Consider the following 17,248-nt stretch of genomic DNA (forward strand, 5'->3'; position numbering starts at 1 on the left):
CCGATGACGGAGAAACGCCGATCTAGGACGTTCCTTCTTCCTCTTCGGGCAGGTGGTCGTCCAGATGCAGCCAGGGCAGGCGGCTGTCGGTCCAGATATGCCGATCGGCCGGGGCAAGCTCCGGCTGATCGAGGGTCGCGATGGTGACGTCCATGGTCTCGGCGCTGTTTCGGGTGAACAACGCCACCTGCGCCCCGCAGTTGTTGCAGAAATACCTTACGCAAGTCGGGCTTGAGTCGTACGCCGCCGGGCTGCCTGCCAGCCACGTGAACGCTTCCAGCGGCACGGTGATCCAGGTCACCACGATGCCCCCAGACGTGCGCCTGCAGATCGAGCAGTGGCAGTGGGCGATGTCACGCAATGGCGCATCGAGCTGGTAGCGCAAATTGCCACAATGGCACCCACCGGTGTGCACTTCGCTCATCAGGGTTCTCCCGTTCGTGTTTAACCTCTGACTCCCTTGTGGCGCATTTACTTCATCTTTTCGCCACCGATAAACGCAATGGCCGCGAAAGCTGGCTGAAAGGTAAGCCGATTAGCATCCCCTCACCGCCGGCGACAGACCGGCCAGGCCAGGACCTGCGCATTGACGCGACCCGGCCCATCTACAACAACAATTCGGTGATTCTGATGCTTTTCAATGCTCCGCTGCACCCCTCGTTCGCCCCCCGACTCCACGCGCCGCTCGTTCTGAGCTGATTGCCTCGTCTCGTCCGTTTTCACGCCGCGTAACGCCTGGAGTATTTCTATGTTGACCTTCCTCGGCTTCGCCATGGTCGTCGCCTTCATGTACCTGATCATGAGCAAGCGCCTCTCAGCGCTGATCGCCCTGATCATCGTGCCAATCGTATTCGCTCTGTTCGGCGGCTTTGCCTCCGGCATCGGCCCGATGATGCTCGCGGGCATCACCAAGCTTGCGCCAACCGGCGTGATGCTGATGTTTGCCATCCTCTATTTCGCCCTGATGATCGACTCTGGCCTGTTCGACCCGGCCGTGCGCAAGATCCTCAAGCTGGTCAAAGGCGACCCGGTCAAAGTGTCGGTCGGCACCGCCGTGCTGGCACTGGTGGTCTCGCTGGATGGCGACGGCGCCACGACCTACATGATCTGCGTGGCCGCCATGCTGCCGCTGTACAGCCGCCTGGGCATGAGCCCGCGCATCATGGCTGGCCTGATCATTCTGGCCGGCGGCGTGATGAACATGACACCCTGGGGCGGGCCGACTGCCCGCGCCGCCAGCGCCTTGCATGTCGACCCTTCGGACATCTTCGTGCCGATGATCCCGGCGATGCTGGCGGGTGTGATCGCGATTCTGGTGATCGCCTATTTCTACGGCAAACGAGAGCGTGCGCGTCTGGGCGAGCTGCACCTGCCGGGCGATGAAGTCGATCACAGCGAAATCAGCGTCTCGCAGTTCCCTGAAGCCCGCCGTCCGAAGCTGATCTGGTTCAACGGCCTGCTGACCCTGGGGCTGATGGTCACGCTGATCATGGGCCTGCTGCCGCTGCCGGTGCTGTTCATGATCGCGTTCAGTATCGCCATGATCGTCAACTACCCATGCCTGCAAGCGCAGAAAGACCGCGTCGCCGCCCACGCCGGTAGCGTGCTGGCGGTGGTCGGGCTGATCTTCGCGGCGGGGATCTTCACCGGTATCCTGTCGGGCACCGGCATGGTCGATGCGATGTCGAAAAGTCTGCTGGCCGTGATTCCCGACGCGATGGGGCCGTATCTGGCGGTCATCACGGCGATCGTCAGCATGCCGTTCACGTTTTTCATGTCCAACGACGCGTTTTACTATGGCGTCTTGCCGGTGCTGTCCGAAGCGGCGTCGCATTACGGCATCAGCCCAGTGGAAATGGCACGTGCCTCGATCGTCGGCCAGCCCGTCCACTTGCTGAGCCCGTTGGTACCATCGACCTACCTGTTGGTAGCGCTGGCCGGTATCGAATTCGGCGATCACCAGCGCTTTACCCTCAAATGGGCCGTGCTGGTGTGTGTATGCATCCTGATTGCCGCGCTGCTGATGGGGATCTTCCCGTTGTTCAGCAGTCTATAAGGCACATAACCCCCTCGCTGGCGCCCGGGCACCGGCGAGGGCTCGACAAGCTCAAAGGAAAACGTAATGGAATGGCTGACCAACCCTGAGATCTGGGTTGCTTTCTTGACGCTGACTGCCCTGGAAATCGTCCTGGGCATCGACAACATCATCATGATCTCGATCCTGGTCAGCCGCATGCCCAAGGCGATGCAGCCGCGCACGCGGATTTTCGGTCTGGCGCTGGCAATGATCACGCGGATCTTGCTGCTGCTGTCGATCACCTGGGTCATGCGCCTGACCGACGACTTGTTCGTCGTGCTGGGCCAAGGCATTTCCGGGCGCGACCTGATCCTGTTCTTCGGTGGCCTGTTCCTGCTCTGGAAAAGCTCGCAAGAGATCTACCACGGCATGGAAGGCGAAGAAGAAACGCTGGAGGAGCCCAAAGGCAAGGGCGGCCTGTTCCTGTACACCATCATCCAGATCGCGATCATCGACATCGTGTTCTCGCTGGATTCGGTGATCACTGCGGTGGGCATGGTCTCCCATGTACCGGTGATGGTCGCTGCGATCATCGTCGCGGTGCTGATCATGATGCTGTGTTCGGGCGTCATCAGCGACTTCATCGACAAGCACCCTTCGCTGAAGATGCTTGCACTTTCATTCCTGATCGTCGTCGGTACGGTACTGATTGCTGAATCTTTCGACGTGCATGTGCCTAAAGGCTATGTCTACTTCGCCATGGCGTTCTCGCTGGCGGTAGAAGCCATCAACATCAAGATGCGCACCGCAATGGCCAAGAAAAAGGCCATGAATGACCCTGTGAAACTTCGCAAGGACATTCCGGGTCAATAAACTCCGACGCGGTGTAGCCGGTAACAAAAACGGGGCATTGTGAAATGCTCCGTTTTTTTCTGCGCCAGGTCATGAACGCTCTGTGGGAGGGAATTCATTCGCGACAGGCCAGTGCATTCGACACACCTGTAGCGTCTGAACGGGCCTCTCGCGAATGAATTCGCTCCCACCGTTCATACGCGTTGCGGCCTATTAAACAGACTGATTTGTTACAGATTTGTTTCACGAAATAATCGTCTGTGCCATGCTGGCAATAAGGCCTCAGGCCGACTAAAGCTTTAGTTGAGCATGCTGACCACGACCACCTACAGGCGTTTTCGCTCGCTACACGCTGCACTTTAAATTTTTGCCCATTGGGCGGTGGCCAGTCTTGACCGCCGGGCTTGTAACAGGGGGCTTTTTGTATGCTGACCCTGCTCGATTTGCTTTCCGCCGTCGCGCTGTTGATCTGGGGTACGCACATCGTTAGGACCGGTATTCTGCGCGTCTACGGCACGCAGCTGCGCCGTGTGCTCAGCCAGAACATGTCCAAACGTCCACTGGCATTCATCGCCGGGATTCTCGTCACCGCACTGGTGCAAAGCAGTAACGCTACGGCGATGCTGGTGACTTCGTTCGTCGGTCAAGGGCTGATGAGCCTGACACCTGCCCTTGCGATCATGCTCGGCGCCGACGTCGGGACGGCGGTGATGTCGCGAATCCTGACGTTCGACCTGTCGTGGCTGTCGCCGCTGCTGATCTTCCTCGGCGTGATGATGTTCCTCTCGCGCAAACAGACCCGCATTGGCCAGCTCGGTCGCGTCGGCATTGGCTTGGGCCTGATCATTCTGGCGCTGCAACTGATCGTCACCGCTGCTGCGCCGATCACCCAGGCGGCGGGCGTGAAAGTGCTGTTCGCCTCGCTGACGGGTGACCTCCTGCTCGACGCCCTGGTCGGTGCGATGTTTGCGCTGATTTCCTACTCCAGCCTCGCTGCCGTGCTGTTGACGGCCACTCTCGCTGGCGCGGAAATCATCAGCCTGCCCGTGGCCATTGGCTTGGTGATCGGCGCCAACATTGGCAGCGGCCTGCTTGCCTTCCTCAGCACCAGCATGCAGAACGTCGCCGGGCGCCAAGTCGCCTTGGGTAGCTTGCTCTACAAATTGATCGGCCTGCTGCTGATCATCCCGGTGCTGACCCCGCTGGTGCACTGGATGGACGCGCTCAACGTCAGCCCGTCGAGCCTGGTCATCAGCTTCCACGTTATCTACAACTCCCTGCGCTGCCTGATCATGCTGCCGACCGTGGGCCCGATGGGGCGTCTGTGCGCGTCGATCCTGCCCCAGGCGGCCGAGGTCAACGGCCAGACCAAGCCTCGTCACCTGGACCTCGCTGCGTTGTCGACGCCAAGCCTGGCGCTGGCCAACGCCGTGCGTGAAACCCTGCGCATGGGCGATCTGATCGACAGCATGCTCAATGCGATGCAGGAAGTGCTGCGCGGCAACCAGACCGCCGTGACCCAGGAAGTGCGGCGCCTGAATGACGATATCGAGGTGCTCTACAACGCCATCAAGCTGTACCTGGCGCAGATGCCCCGCGAAGATCTCAGCGATCAGGACAATCGGCGCTGGGCGGAAATCATTGAGCTTGCGATCAACCTCGAACTGGCCAGCGGGCTCATCGAGCGTATGCTGCGTAAGGTCCAGCAGCAGAAGACTTCGCAGCGTCGGTCGTTTTCAGACGTCGGCCTGGAAGAACTCTCTGGGCTGCACGAGCAGTTGATGGCGAACCTGCGATTGGGGCTGTCGGTGTTTCTCAGTGGCGACCCGGAAAGCGCGCGTCAGTTGCTGCGTGAAAAACGTCGTTTCCGGGCACAGGAGCGGCGTCTGGCCCATGCCCATGTCAGCAGACTGCAACGTAAAATCGTGCAGAGTATCGAGACCAGTTCGTTACACCTTGAGCTGATCGCCGACATGAAACGTCTCAATTCATTGTTCTGCAGCAGCGCCTATGCCGTTCTTGAAACCACTGACACCGGCGCCTTGTCCAGCGAAAGCCAAGCAGAATAATCGCGGTGAACGCCCGGGCCTGAGCGAAGTCTGTTACACATACCGGCCCGCAAGGAAGCCCGTTTTTATGCGTTGCCTGCTGTTCGCTGTGCTGTTTTTGACATCCTTCTCCTCGATCGCCCTCGACCGCTTTCAAGTGGAGGGCTATGTCCTGCCCAACGGGCTGCAGCTGCTACTCAAGCCCGCCGAAAAGGGCCATGTGTCGATTCGGCTGGTGGTGGGTATCGGCTTCGATGACTTCCCCTGCGCCGACAAGGAACTGCCCCATCTGCTGGAGCATCTGCTGTTCAGCGGCGTCGACGACTCTGGTGAAGGCGGCCTTGAACAACAAATGCAGGCGCTGGGCGGGGAGTGGAATGCCTTCACCAGCAACACCGATACCACATTCGTCATCGAGGCCCCGGCGCAGAATCAACGCAAGGTGCTGGACCTGCTGCTCAACGTGCTGACCCACACGCAGGTCAACCAGGCCAATCTGGACACCGCCAAGCGCATCGTCGAGCGCGAAGACGGTGGCCATTACTCGCATCTGCAACGCTGGCTCGACAAGCGTGACCTGGGTCACAGCGCCAGCAATCAATTGGCGGTCGAGATGGGCCTCAAATGCGCAGAGCGTCCGGAAGTCGATCACCTGAGCCTGGAGCAGATCGAATCCATCCACGACAACTGGTATGCGGCCAACAACATGACGCTGATCATCGTGGGTGATCTGGACAAGCTGCTGCCCGCCTATCTGGAACGCACCTACGGCCAGCTCAATGCCGTCGACCCGAGCGAGCACCCGCCCCTGGCAACGATCAGCGAGAAAGCCGAGCCGGAACGAACGCTGGTGCGCGGCGCCTTGGGTGATGGCGCGAAGCTGCACCTGTTCTTCACCGAGCCCGACATGGGCGAGCAGCACGATGAAACCTGGGACTTGGTGAAGGCCTATCTGGACTGGGCGCTGTACAGCGAGCTGCGTCTGGACAAAGGGTATTCCTACGGACCTTGGGCTGATCGCGAAGCCTTTGGCGACACCGGCTTTCTGAGCCTCAACGCTGATCTGGATCGCGATGACGTCGATGCGGCAGTGGCGTCCGTGCGTTCGATGCTGGAGCGGCTGCGCAAGGAGGGCATGGACCCGGCGACTTTCGCCCGCCTGCAACAAGCCTTGATCGCCAAGCAGGCGTGGGCGGTGCAGGGCAACAGCGCGCTGGCCGACTATTACTGGGGCGCGCTGAACGACTACGAAGACGGGCGCTTCGAAGACCCGGCCAAGCGCACCCGAGGGGTGAGTCTGGATCTGGCCAACCGGGCGATGCGGCAATTGCTGACGCAGCCCGGGTACTTGCGCATTGAAGAGCCGTTGGTCAGTTACGACGAGCTGTACCAGATCGGGGTGGCATTGGGTGTGTTGGTGGTGTTGCTGATCGCGTGGCGCTGGCGGGTGTACAGAAAACGCCCGCTTTGACGCGGGCCGCTTCTGGCCGGAGGCCGTAGGGGCGTCGCTTGCCCGCGATCTGCCGGGGACCGGCAGCAAGATAAGCGAACGCGGTGTGTCTGAAACAACCGAGATGGCTGATTTTGCTGACGCTTCGCGCCAGATCGCGGGCAAGCGACGCTCCTACGCCTTCAGCAGAATCAAAAGCAGACCGATGCATCCCGCAATGCCTTCGGCAGAATCAAAAGCAGTCAACGCTGCGTCTCAGCATTGGTATCCTGCAAGGGTTTTTCCTATAGCGAACGTGGTCACCGAAATGCCGGATTTCAACGCCATCATGCAGAACTCCCTGGTACAGCGCGTACTAGAGTTCATCAAGCGCTACCCCGGCCTGATCGCCTTCTTTGGCTTTTGCTCTGGCATCGGCAGCTTCATTCTCGTCGACCGCCAGGCGAAGCTCGCCACCTGGATCGCGGTGATTCTCATCGTCAGCTGGCTCTGGCTGATGGTGGAAAACAGCGCCGTGACCCTGCTCGCCAAAGTCTTCAAGCGCGAAATTCCTCAACCCCTGCTGCGCTACGCCACGCAGATGATCCATCAGGAAAGTCTGTTCTTCGTCCTGCCGTTCTTCTCCATCACCACCACCTGGAACAGCGGCCAACTGGCTTTCACCGGGCTGCTGGCAGTGGCCGGGCTGATCTCGATCATCGACCCGCTGTACTACAAGTGGCTGGCTCCACGGCGTTGGCTGTTCCTGGCGCTGCACACGCTGACGCTGTTCGCCGCGATGCTCACAGCGCTGCCGATCATCCTGCACCTGACCACCGCCGAGAGTTACAAGCTGGCGCTGGGCACTGCAATGCTGCTGTCGATTCCGAGCCTGACGTCGAGCTTTCCGGTCACCAGCTTCAAGCGTGGCGCAGGGCTGGTGCTGATGGTTCTGGGGATTGGCGGCGCAGGTTGGATGCTGCGCTCATGGGTGCCGCCAGCCACTCTATGGATGACCGAAGTGGCGGTCAGCACGCAATTCGACAATCAGAACCGCACCCCCGGCGAGAGCATCCAGGAGATCGGCGTCAATCAACTGCGTAGCAGTGGGCTCTATGCATACACCTCGATCAACGCGCCGCGGGGTCTGGACGAGCGGATTTATCACGTTTGGCGCCATAACGGCGAAGAAGTCGATCGAATTGCTCTAGACATTCACGGCGGACGTAAGGAAGGCTATCGCGCGTGGACCCACAAACAGAATTTTCCGCCGGATGTGCTCGGCAAATGGCAGGTGAGGGTGCTGACCGAGGATGGGCAGATGATCGGTGTGTTGCGCTTTGAAGTCACGGACACCGATCAGCCAGCGGTGACCCGCAAGAAGATCGCCCCGGCAGGTCTGAAGCCCGGCGCAGACACCTTGGGGTCGTCCGGCTCCGGTCCGGACAAAGACAGTGACGATAAGCCATTATCGAGCCCGTCCGCCCCGGTCAAAACCAACTAAGCTCGTGCCAATGACCCCATCGATCACCCTCGCCAACCGCGCGCCAAAGGCGTGCGGCAGTGTCAGACTGGACACCTCGACCGATCCCACGCAGATGTGGATCGCCGGGGACTGGACGCTCGCCCACTACCACGACCTCAAGCGCCAGACCGACACCTTGAGCGCAGGTTTCAGCCCTGCCACACACGTGGACATGAGCGAGCTGGGTGAGCTGGACACCGCCGGGGCGTCGTTGCTGGTGGAGTTGCTCGGCACACAACGTCTGCGCTTGCTGGCGGTTCAAGCGCCCAATCTGCCTGAGTCCAGCCGCGCATTGATGCAGACCATTCAGAGTGCGCTGAGCGACTACTGCCAGCCGGAGAAGGACCCGGAAGTCCCTGTCGGCACGCAGCTGCTGGCGCGGATCGGCTCAGCCGTGGAGGTGATCTGGAACGACACGCTGCAACTGCTGGGCTTCATTGGCCTGATCCTGCAAAGCTTCGTCACCACGATGTTGCGCCCCAAACGCTGGCGCAGCACCTCGATCATCGCCCACATCGAACAGATCGGTCTGGACGCCGCGCCCATCGTCGCCCTGCTGACGTTCATGGTCGGCGCGGTGGTGGCGTTTCTCGGTGCCACGGTGCTCAAGGCTTTTGGCGCGACGATCTTCACGGTCGACCTGATTGGCTTCTCGTTCCTGCGTGAATTCGCCGTGCTGCTGACTGCGATTCTGCTCGCTGGCCGTACGGCGAGCGCCTTCACCGCGCAGATCGGCTCGATGAAAGCCAACGAAGAACTCGACGCCCTGCGCACATTGGGGCTCAGTCCTACAGAGATGTTGGTCTTGCCTCGCGTGCTGGCGCTGCTGATCTCACTGCCAATACTGACGTTTCTGGCGATGATCTGCGGCATTGTCGGCGGCGGGGTGGTCTGCGCGCTGTCGCTGGATATTTCGCCTGCGATGTTTCTGTCCCGGATGCAGGCCGACATCGGCGTCCAGCATTTTCTGGTGGGGATCGTCAAAGCGCCGATCTTCGCGTTTTTCATCGCCGCGATCGGCTGCCTGGAGGGCTTCAAGGTCGAGGGCAGCGCCGAGTCGGTGGGTGCCCACACGACGTCGGCGGTGGTGCAGTCGATTTTCGTGGTCATCGTGCTGGATGCACTGGCCGCGATGTTCTTCATGGAGATGGGCTGGTGACACGACGTTGCGTTCAACCCTGCGAGGCGGTCATTCAGGTGCGTGGCCTGTGCAATCGATTCGGCCCGCAGGTGGTACACGAAAACCTCGATCTGGATTTGTATCGCGGGGAAATCCTCGCCGTGGTCGGCGGCTCGGGCAGCGGCAAATCGGTGCTGCTGCGCAGTATCGTCGGCTTGCAGCGACCCGCTGAAGGCAACGTCCGGGTGCTGGGTCAGGATTTGCTGAATCTGCCCGACAAAGAACGCTCCCAGGTTGAGCGACGTTTCGGCGTGCTGTTTCAGAAAGGCGCGCTGTTCTCGTCGCTGACCATCACCGAGAACGTCGCTCTGCCGCTGATCGAGCATGCTGGCTTGAGCCGCGAAGAGGCCGAGCACCTGGCGGGAATCAAGATGGCGCTGTCCGGCCTGCCACTGTCGGCAGCGCACAAATACCCCGCTTCGCTTTCTGGCGGGATGATCAAGCGCGCTGCGCTGGCCCGGGCCTTGGCCCTGGACCCGGACATTCTGTTTCTCGACGAGCCGACAGCAGGCCTCGACCCGATTGGCGCAGGCGCCTTCGACCAATTGATCCTGACCCTGCGCGATGCACTGGGCCTGAGTGTGTTCATGGTCACCCACGACCTGGACACGCTGTACACCATCACCGACCGGGTCGCTGTGCTGGCGCACAAACGCGTCCTGGTGGCCGATAGCATCGACAAGGTGTCGGCTTACAAGGACGACTGGATTCACGAATACTTTCATGGCCCGCGCGGCCGCTCGGCCTATGCTGCGGCCATCCACCCACACGAGGTCTCATGATGGAAACCCGCGCCCATCACGTCTTGATCGGCCTGTTCACAGTGATCGTGGTCGCCGCCGCGCTGCTTTTCGGCCTGTGGCTGGCCAAGTCCAGCGTCGACACCGCATTCAAGGATTACCAGGTAGTGTTCAACGAGGCCGTGACCGGCCTGTCCCGCGGCAGCCCCGTGCAGTACAACGGCATCAAGGTCGGCGATGTGGTCAACCTGCGCCTTGATCCCCAGGACCCACGCCGCGTACTGGCGCAGATTCGTGTCGCCGGCGAAACCCCGATCAAGCGCGACACCTTTGCCAAGCTGGCGCTGGCCGGAATCACCGGTACCTCGATCATTCAGCTCAGCGGGGGCACGCCGCAAAGCGAGGCGCTCAAGGGCGAGGACGGCCGACTGCCGGAAATCATCGCCTCGCCCTCGCCGATTTCGCGCCTGCTCAACGACAGCAACGACCTGCTGACTGGCATCAACACGCTGCTGCACAACGCCAACGAACTGCTGTCGTCCAAGAATGTGCAGGCGCTGAGCAGCACCATGGAGCACCTGGAGCAGACCACGGCAGTGATCGCCGATCAGCGCGACGACATCCGCCAGACCCTCAAGCAACTGTTGGCCCTGAGCAAGCAGGCCGGCACCACGCTGGACCAGACCACCACTGCGATGCGCAATGCCAACGTGCTGTTCACGGTCGACGGCAAGCAGGCGATCGCCACTGGCCAAGCGGCCATGGTGTCACTGCAGCAGAGCACCGATACGATCAATCAGCTGATCAAAGCCAACAAGCATTCGGTTGACGGCGGCCTGCAGGGCCTCGGCGAGTTGGGCCCGGCGATTCGCGAATTGCGTGAAACCCTGGCTTCGCTCAAGACCATCTCGCGCAGCCTCAATGCCAACCCCAGCGGCTACCTGCTCGGTAGCGACAAGAACAAGGAGTTCGAGCCATGAGGCTTGCCAGTCGTTCATTCAGCCGTCTGCTGCTGGCAAGTGCGTTGCTGTCCACGGCGCTGTCGATGACCGCTTGTTCGATCCTGCCCAAGCAGGAGCCGTCTGACGTCTATCGCTTGCCGACTGCCGCGAGCAGCAGCAAGCCCGCGACTCCGGTGCCGTGGTCGTTGCGTCTGGCGCGCCCCAAATCCAGCGAAACCCTCGACAGCCCGCGCATTGCGGTGATCCCTCAGGGCGACGTGATCAGCAGCTATAAAGGAGCGCGCTGGACCGACCCCGCGCCGGTGCTCTTGCGCAACCGCCTGACCGACGCGTTCTATCGCGATGGCCGCGTGCAGTCGATCAGCACCGACGACAGCAACCTGCAGGCGGATTTCGAGCTGGGCGGGGAGTTGCAGGCGTTCCAGAGCGAATACCGCGGGGCCGCGATTGAAGTGGTGATTCGTCTGGATGCGCGGCTGGCCGACAACGATCAGCGCATCGTCGCCAGCCGCCGCTTCGAAGTGCATCAGCCAGTGGCCGACAAGCAGGTCTCAGCGGTGGTGGCAGGCTTCGGGCAGGCCAGCGATACGCTGAGCGCCCAAGTGCTGCAGTGGACGGTGGAGCAGGGCCAGAAGCGTTATGCCGCCGAGCCGAAGAACCAGTAGCAAACCAGAATGGCTGCGATCACGCCGGACAGCTCCGCCAACAACGCGCAGCCCACGGCGTGACGGGCGCGCTGAATGCCCACGGCGCCGAAATACACGGCCAACACGTAGAAAGTGGTTTCGGTGCTGCCCTGAATGGTCGCGGCCACCAGCGCAGGGAAGCTGTCGACGCCCTGGGTCTTCATGGTCTCGATCAACATCGCCCGCGCGGCGCTGCCTGAGAAAGGTTTGACCAGTGCAGTAGGCAGCGCATCGACAAAGCGGGTGTCCATGCCCATCCACTGAATGGCGTGGCGGATGCCTTCCAGAATCAGGTCCAGCGCCCCCGACGCACGCAGCACGCCCACCGCACAGAGCATCGCCACCAGATACGGCAGCAGGTTTTTCGCCACGTCGAAGCCTTCTTTGGCGCCCTCGACGAAGGTTTCATACACCTTGACCTTACGCAGCGCCCCCACCACCAAAAACACCATGATGATGCCGAACAGCGTGACGTTGCCCAGAATCGACGACAGGCTCGACAACGCCGTGGCCGACAAACCGGCGAGGATCGCCATGAAGCCGCCCAGCAGCAGTGCGCCTGGCAGCAGATACGCCAGCACCACGGGGTCCCACAAGCGCAGCCGCTGCATGAATGCCACCGAGAGCAGGCCGACGAGGGTCGAAGCGCTGGTGGCCAACAGGATCGGCAGGAAGACCATGGTCGGGTCGACAGCGCCTTGTTGAGCGCGGTACATGAAGATGGTCACTGGCAGCAGGGTCAGGGAGGAGGCGTTGAGCACCAGAAAGAGGATCTGCGCGTTGCTGGCGACGGTCTGGCTGGGGTTGAGCTCCTGTAGCGAGCGCATGGCTTTGAGGCCGATGGGCGTGGCGGCATTGTCCAGACCCAACGCGTTGGCGGCGAAGTTGAGGGTGATCAGGCCCAGCGCCGGGTGGCCGCGTGGGACTTCAGGCATCAGGCGATGAAACAGCGGCGCGAGGACTTTGCCGAGCCAGTCGACGATGCCGGCCTTTTCGGCGATGTTGAGAAAGCCCAGCCACAGGGTCAGGGTGCCGAACAGGAGGACCATCACCTCCACCGACAGCTTGGCCATCGCAAAGATGCTTTCCACCATGGCGGCAAAGATGCCGGCGTTGCCGCCGACCAGCCATTGCGCCAACGCGGAAATCGCCGCGACCACAAAAAAACCAAGCCACAGGCCGTTAAGCATCAGTAAACCCCCTCACAAGATGCGGGGATGATAGCGGCGGGGGCGCAAACAACAAACCCTCTATAGATTTGCACTGGACCCTGTAGGAGACGTCGGAGGTTACGACGGCAGCGAAGGCGGTGTGTCAGACAAACCGCTTTCGCCACGGTCGTAACCTCCAGTTGGCTCCTACAAAGTCAGCGTCAGTCTCTGTTGCCGTGCAAATCCATATCCAAAAACAACAAACCCCAGCCAAGGCCGGGGTTTGTGTTTACGCGTGGCAGCAATCAATCAAGCGCCGACTGACCCGCTGGCATCGACGCCTTGCTGCGCAGATGCGGCAGGGAGTTCCAGTAGCGCTCGCCCTTGGCGTCGTCGTACATGCCCTCCCAACGCGCGATGACCAGCACGGCCAAGGCGTTGCCGATCACGTTCAGCGCGGTACGCGCCATGTCCATGATGCGGTCGACACCGGCAATGAACGCCAGGCCTTCCAGCGGAATACCGACGCTGCCCAAGGTTGCCAGCAGCACCACGAACGACACGCCCGGCACGCCAGCAATGCCTTTGGAGGTGACCATCAGGGTCAGCACCAGCATGATCTGCGTACCGATCGACAGGTCGATGCCGTACAACTGCGCGATGAACAGCGCGGCAATGCTCTGATACAGCGTCGAGCCGTCGAGGTTGAACGAGTAACCGGTCGGTACCACGAAGCTGCTGATCGCTTTCGGCGCGCCGTAGGCTTCCATCTTCTCGATCACGCGCGGCAGCACGGTCTCGGAGCTGGCGGTGGAGTAGGCCAGCACCAGCTCATCCTTGAAGATGCGCATCAGCTTGAGCACCGAGAAGCCGAACAGACGTGCGATCAGGCCCAGCACCACAAAGGCAAAGAAGGCGATGGCGACGTAAACCAGGATCACCAGCTTGGCCAGCGGCAGCAGCGAGGCGAAGCCGAAGTTGGCGACGGTCACAGCGATCAGGGCGAAAACACCGATCGGCGCGTAGTTCATGATCATGTGAGTGACCTTGAACATGGTCTCCGACACACCCTGGAACACCTTCACCAGCGGCTCGCGCACTTCAGCGTTCAGGCTCGACAGGCCCAGCCCGAAAAACACCGAGAAAAAGATGATCGGCAGCATGTCGCCACGGGCAACGGCGGCAAAAATGTTCGACGGGATCAGGTTGAGGATCGTCGCGATAAAGGCGTGATCGTGCTGCACTTCGGCGGTGGTCTTCTCGTACTGCGAGATGTCCACAGTGCCCAGCGTGCTCATGTCGATACCGGTGCCCGGATGGAACACGTTGGCCAGCAGCAGGCCGACGACAATGGCAATCGTGGTGACGATTTCGAAGTAGACGATGGTTTTCAGGCCAATGCGGCCAAGCTTCTTCGCGTCGCCCACACCTGCGATACCGACGACCAGCGACGAAATCACGATAGGAATGACGATCATCTTGATCAGGCGGATGAAGATGTCACCTGCGGGTTGCAGGACGTTGCCGATCCACCACGCTTTCTCAGCGCTGAAGTGGTTGAGCACAGCACCGAGTGTGATACCCAGAACCAGACCGATAAGGATCTGCCAGGCCAGGCTCAGTTTTGCCTTCTTCATGTCATTACCTTTGTTGTAGTTGGCGTGGACATCTCTCAACCACGCCATCGAGGCCGCTCTTGTGAAGCGACGCCATTGCGTGGATGCCCTTGGATCTGTCCAGAAGGTCTCTGCGAACGAGCGTCCAAGCTCTGGGCAGGCGGAAAAAGGGCGCAACTATTCCCATCGAAGGCTTCAACGTCTAATGCCGTAAATGACTACCTCATGCCGAATCGGCATGAGAGGAATCAAGGGCTTACAGAAATCCGCCCCAAAAAGAGGCATTCTCGATGAGCATTTTTATGCTGAAAAGTGGCTAAAACGTCGCCTGTAGCGGGGTATGGGGTGTATCGGAAGAGGCAAGTGACAAATAGGTCACATCTGACCGAGACGTCATTTGAAGAGAGGGATTTAGCGATGTACGGTCGGTAAAAATTTGCGCGTCGCAAGCCCATGATCGGATTCAGCCAGGCGGCGTGTCGGACGATGGACTTGCGTTGCGGCTTCCTGACCCGGCCCACGAGTGAGAGTACTCCCTGTACACCTGGTGCGCTGCAACCACTCCATTGGTCAGAACGCCCCGGCCCCTTGGTCACGCACAAACCCTCCTCGGGTTGCGCGGCTTTCGGGAAGACCCAAATGAAATTCGGTCTTCCTTCATTTGAATCAGTACCAGTTCGGATCTTTCTTCAGTTGCTCTTTCAGGAGACCTTGCATCCCTTCATCTGGCTTGCCGAGAAAGCGGTAGTCCGCGTGTCGAGTGGGCGATTTGTCCGCAGGCAAACCTGCGGGCACTTCAACCAACATGGCGTAGGCATGAGACTTGTCCAGACTGAACGCCACGATGAGCCGCTTGTTGATGCACGTGTCCTGGGTTTCGCAGAGAGGCCCTACCAGGTATTTGTCACCATCCTCGGTCACCGCATTCATCTGATCGGACGTGCCGGACAGGTTAATGACCCAATCGGGTAAACGTTCCTCTTTCTTCACCACGCCTGACCAGGTCTGGCGATATTCAGGGTCGGAGCTGAGCAGCTCGTTAACCCGCGCCTGACCATCATTGGCGGCCATGGCTGTGACACTGGCGCTTGTCAAAAACGCCAGTGTCAGTGCATGGAGATGCTTTACCGCCATGTTTGTCAGCCTCGACCGCGACGGCCAAAGAAGAACGACACGACGAACATCACCAGGAACACAACAAAGAGAATCTTGGCGATACCTGTGGCGGTGCCTGCGATACCACCGAAGCCCAGTACGGCTGCAACAATGGCGATGATCAGAAATGTGATAGCCCAGCTCAACATGGTGATTCTCCTTACTGATTTTTAATTTCTAACTACGGCGAGGTGTCGAAAATGACCCTCGGAATAGGTTGCGTCTCTGCCCAAGGTCAGAAAACCCAACGCTGTTGGCGCGGCGTCTCTTCAGTGGCAGCCGCCGCGTCATCAACCGATTGCAGATTCATCCCGACGTCTGTGGCTTTCAACGCAGTCGCTTTGGCGAAAGGGGCGCTGTGGCTGTAGGCGTGATGAATCTGAGTGACTTCCTGTTGCTGGTTCCAATGAGCGAATTGCTGAGCGGCGATCAACGTGATCATCAACGCCAGGCTGGCGAACAGACCCTGCTGCAGGTGCAGAGGGGAGATGCGCAGGGCGGCGAGGCGTTGAGTGTTCATTCAGCTGGCTCCGGATGATCTTATCGGTCTGGGAAAAGACCTTTGTTACCGGGGACATTGCAGCCTGTGTGCCAGCTTTTTTTGATCTATAAAACCCTTATAAATCAAGCATATATATCGAAGTCAGGGAACCGTCTTACACGCAAGCTGCACGATTCAACATTTGGCGTCGTGCGTATTGCACGACGGGGGGCGACATCCTGATAACCACTGTGGGAGCGAATTCATTCGCGAGAGGTCGGTACATCTACAGAATTTGCGCCGGATGTACGCCTGGATCGCGAATGAATTCGCTCCCACAGAACTTGGTTCCCGCTCATCACTACGTGGTCCTTTACCCCGCGCTACGGGGCGTGACGCGCAAGGTGTCGGCGTCTACGCCTTTAACACCGCGGATGTTGCGTGCGATCTCCACGGCCAGCTCCTTCTCGGCGTAATTGGCCACCACGCCGTCTAAACTCACGACGCCGCTCTTTGTTTCTACCTTGATGTTCAGTCCATCGAGGGTACGGCTATAGATCAGGCTGGATTTGACCTTGCTGGTGATCCACGCGTCGCTGAACTCCTCCCGCACGCTGTTGGCCTGGGCTTCGCTCTGCTCTTTGATGGCTTGGGTGTCACGGGCGCTGATGCTGATGAGGTTGTTCACTTCGGTCACCCCATCAGTATTGCTGGCGAGGCTGCCAGCAAGCTGTTTAGCGTCGGCGTCTTTAGCCTGGCCTTTTAAGGTCACCACCCCTTGAGTCGCCGACACCTCGATGTTCAGCCCCTCCGTCACGCTGTTCCACAGCAGCTTGGATTTGATGGTCGCCACCAGCGTCGCATCGTCGAAGCGCTGGGCCATGTTGGCCTTGGTGCCGGGTTCTGTAGCGACCTGTGGATCGATCTGCAGCTGGTTGTCGACCTTATTGATGCCTTGAGTGTCGCCCGCGATCTGCGTGGCGAGGTCCTTGTCGACCTGATTCTCCACCTTGCCGGTGAGTGTCGCGGTGCCTTGCTCGACCTTGACACCAATGTTGAACGGGCTCAGATGGCGATTGAGCGCAAAGGCTGTCCAGATCGAGCCTTCCTGACGCGCCTGGGCGAGCTGTGTTTGCAAATCGCCTTGGGCGGCCTGGACCGTCAGCGGCGTCGTGGCGAGCAAGCCTGCGGCGATGGCCAGAGCGATGTTCTTCAGCGGGGGCATAGGGAATCTCCAGACAGTTACAAAGGGCACTACTGGAGAGACTTTTCATTTACCCAGACGTTCTGTTTCGCCTGGGCGCACAAAAGCACCGAACAGAAAACAGTTTAGATCCCGCATGGGTTACAGATTTTCGATGCACAAAGGCACAGATCAACGAGAAGTCCGTTTTTTTGCCACATAG

16 protein-coding genes are annotated in these 17,248 nt (G+C 60.0%); 9 read left to right on the forward strand and 7 right to left on the reverse strand.

The features are described 5' to 3' along the window. Nucleotides 1-22: 22 nt before the first annotated feature. Entirely contained in the window at nt 23-424 is a 402-nt protein-coding gene (locus AC07V9_RS17825; RefSeq protein ID WP_495016983.1) for a GFA family protein, read from the reverse strand. Between the two features lie 324 nt (nt 425-748). Here AC07V9_RS17825 and AC07V9_RS17830 point away from each other — a divergent pair, with 324 nt between their 5' ends. The 9 genes from AC07V9_RS17830 (at nt 749) to AC07V9_RS17870 (ending at nt 11,418) form a co-directional block, all read left to right on the forward strand. Next, complete coding sequence (locus AC07V9_RS17830; RefSeq protein WP_495016984.1) at nt 749-2,056, forward strand: CitMHS family transporter; 1,308 nt, start codon at nt 749-751, stop codon at nt 2,054-2,056. 66 nt (nt 2,057-2,122) lie between these two features. Continuing rightward, complete coding sequence (locus AC07V9_RS17835) at nt 2,123-2,890, forward strand: TerC family protein (RefSeq protein ID WP_495016985.1); 768 nt, start codon at nt 2,123-2,125, stop codon at nt 2,888-2,890. A gap of 404 nt (nt 2,891-3,294) precedes the next feature. Next, nucleotides 3,295-4,938, forward strand: coding sequence for a Na/Pi cotransporter family protein (locus AC07V9_RS17840; RefSeq protein WP_495016986.1), 1,644 nt, complete (start codon nt 3,295-3,297; stop codon nt 4,936-4,938). Between the two features lie 67 nt (nt 4,939-5,005). Next, nucleotides 5,006-6,388, forward strand: a complete 1,383-nt coding sequence (locus AC07V9_RS17845) for a M16 family metallopeptidase (RefSeq protein ID WP_495016987.1) — start codon at nt 5,006-5,008, stop codon at nt 6,386-6,388. Nucleotides 6,389-6,674: 286 nt separating this feature from the next. Continuing rightward, entirely contained in the window at nt 6,675-7,850 is a 1,176-nt protein-coding gene (locus AC07V9_RS17850) for a DUF5924 family protein (RefSeq protein ID WP_495016988.1), read from the forward strand. A 10-nt stretch (nt 7,851-7,860) separates the two neighbouring features. After that, complete coding sequence (locus AC07V9_RS17855; RefSeq protein WP_495016989.1) at nt 7,861-9,030, forward strand: ABC transporter permease; 1,170 nt, start codon at nt 7,861-7,863, stop codon at nt 9,028-9,030. Then, nucleotides 9,027-9,833: an ABC transporter ATP-binding protein gene (locus AC07V9_RS17860; RefSeq protein ID WP_495016990.1), complete on the forward strand. Its 807-nt coding sequence runs from the start codon at nt 9,027-9,029 to the stop codon at nt 9,831-9,833. The genes AC07V9_RS17855 and AC07V9_RS17860 overlap by 4 nt, the downstream gene beginning before the upstream one ends. Beyond that, complete coding sequence (locus AC07V9_RS17865; RefSeq protein ID WP_495017083.1) at nt 9,833-10,771, forward strand: MlaD family protein; 939 nt, start codon at nt 9,833-9,835, stop codon at nt 10,769-10,771. Before AC07V9_RS17860 ends, AC07V9_RS17865 begins: the two co-directional genes overlap by 1 nt. After that, nucleotides 10,768-11,418: an ABC-type transport auxiliary lipoprotein family protein gene (locus AC07V9_RS17870; protein WP_495016991.1), complete on the forward strand. Its 651-nt coding sequence runs from the start codon at nt 10,768-10,770 to the stop codon at nt 11,416-11,418. The genes AC07V9_RS17865 and AC07V9_RS17870 overlap by 4 nt, the downstream gene beginning before the upstream one ends. Here AC07V9_RS17870 and AC07V9_RS17875 read toward each other — a convergent pair. The 6 genes from AC07V9_RS17875 to AC07V9_RS17900 all read right to left on the reverse strand — a co-directional run bounded on the left by AC07V9_RS17875 (nt 11,391) and on the right by AC07V9_RS17900 (nt 17,067). Continuing rightward, nucleotides 11,391-12,629, reverse strand: coding sequence for a nucleoside recognition domain-containing protein (locus tag AC07V9_RS17875; protein ID WP_495016992.1), 1,239 nt, complete (start codon nt 12,627-12,629; stop codon nt 11,391-11,393). The genes AC07V9_RS17870 and AC07V9_RS17875 overlap by 28 nt on opposite strands. Before the next feature lie 266 nt (nt 12,630-12,895). Next, nucleotides 12,896-14,227 carry a glutamate/aspartate:proton symporter GltP gene (gltP, locus tag AC07V9_RS17880; RefSeq protein WP_495017084.1) on the reverse strand — a complete coding sequence of 444 codons (1,332 nt, stop codon included), beginning with the start codon at nt 14,225-14,227 and terminating at the stop codon, nt 12,896-12,898. 645 nt (nt 14,228-14,872) lie between these two features. After that, the gene (locus tag AC07V9_RS17885; RefSeq protein WP_495016993.1) at nt 14,873-15,340 is read right to left on the reverse strand and encodes an inhibitor of vertebrate lysozyme family protein; all 468 of its coding nucleotides are present in this window, start codon (nt 15,338-15,340) and stop codon (nt 14,873-14,875) included. 5 nt (nt 15,341-15,345) lie between these two features. Further along, nucleotides 15,346-15,510, reverse strand: coding sequence for a DUF1328 domain-containing protein (locus AC07V9_RS17890; RefSeq protein WP_002555679.1), 165 nt, complete (start codon nt 15,508-15,510; stop codon nt 15,346-15,348). Nucleotides 15,511-15,596: 86 nt separating this feature from the next. Further along, nucleotides 15,597-15,881: a hypothetical protein gene (locus AC07V9_RS17895; protein ID WP_495016994.1), complete on the reverse strand. Its 285-nt coding sequence runs from the start codon at nt 15,879-15,881 to the stop codon at nt 15,597-15,599. Between the two features lie 334 nt (nt 15,882-16,215). Beyond that, nucleotides 16,216-17,067: a BON domain-containing protein gene (locus AC07V9_RS17900; protein ID WP_495016995.1), complete on the reverse strand. Its 852-nt coding sequence runs from the start codon at nt 17,065-17,067 to the stop codon at nt 16,216-16,218. Nucleotides 17,068-17,248: the final 181 nt, after the last annotated feature.

The organism is Pseudomonas sp. GW821-FHT02A11 (assembly GCF_059421985.1).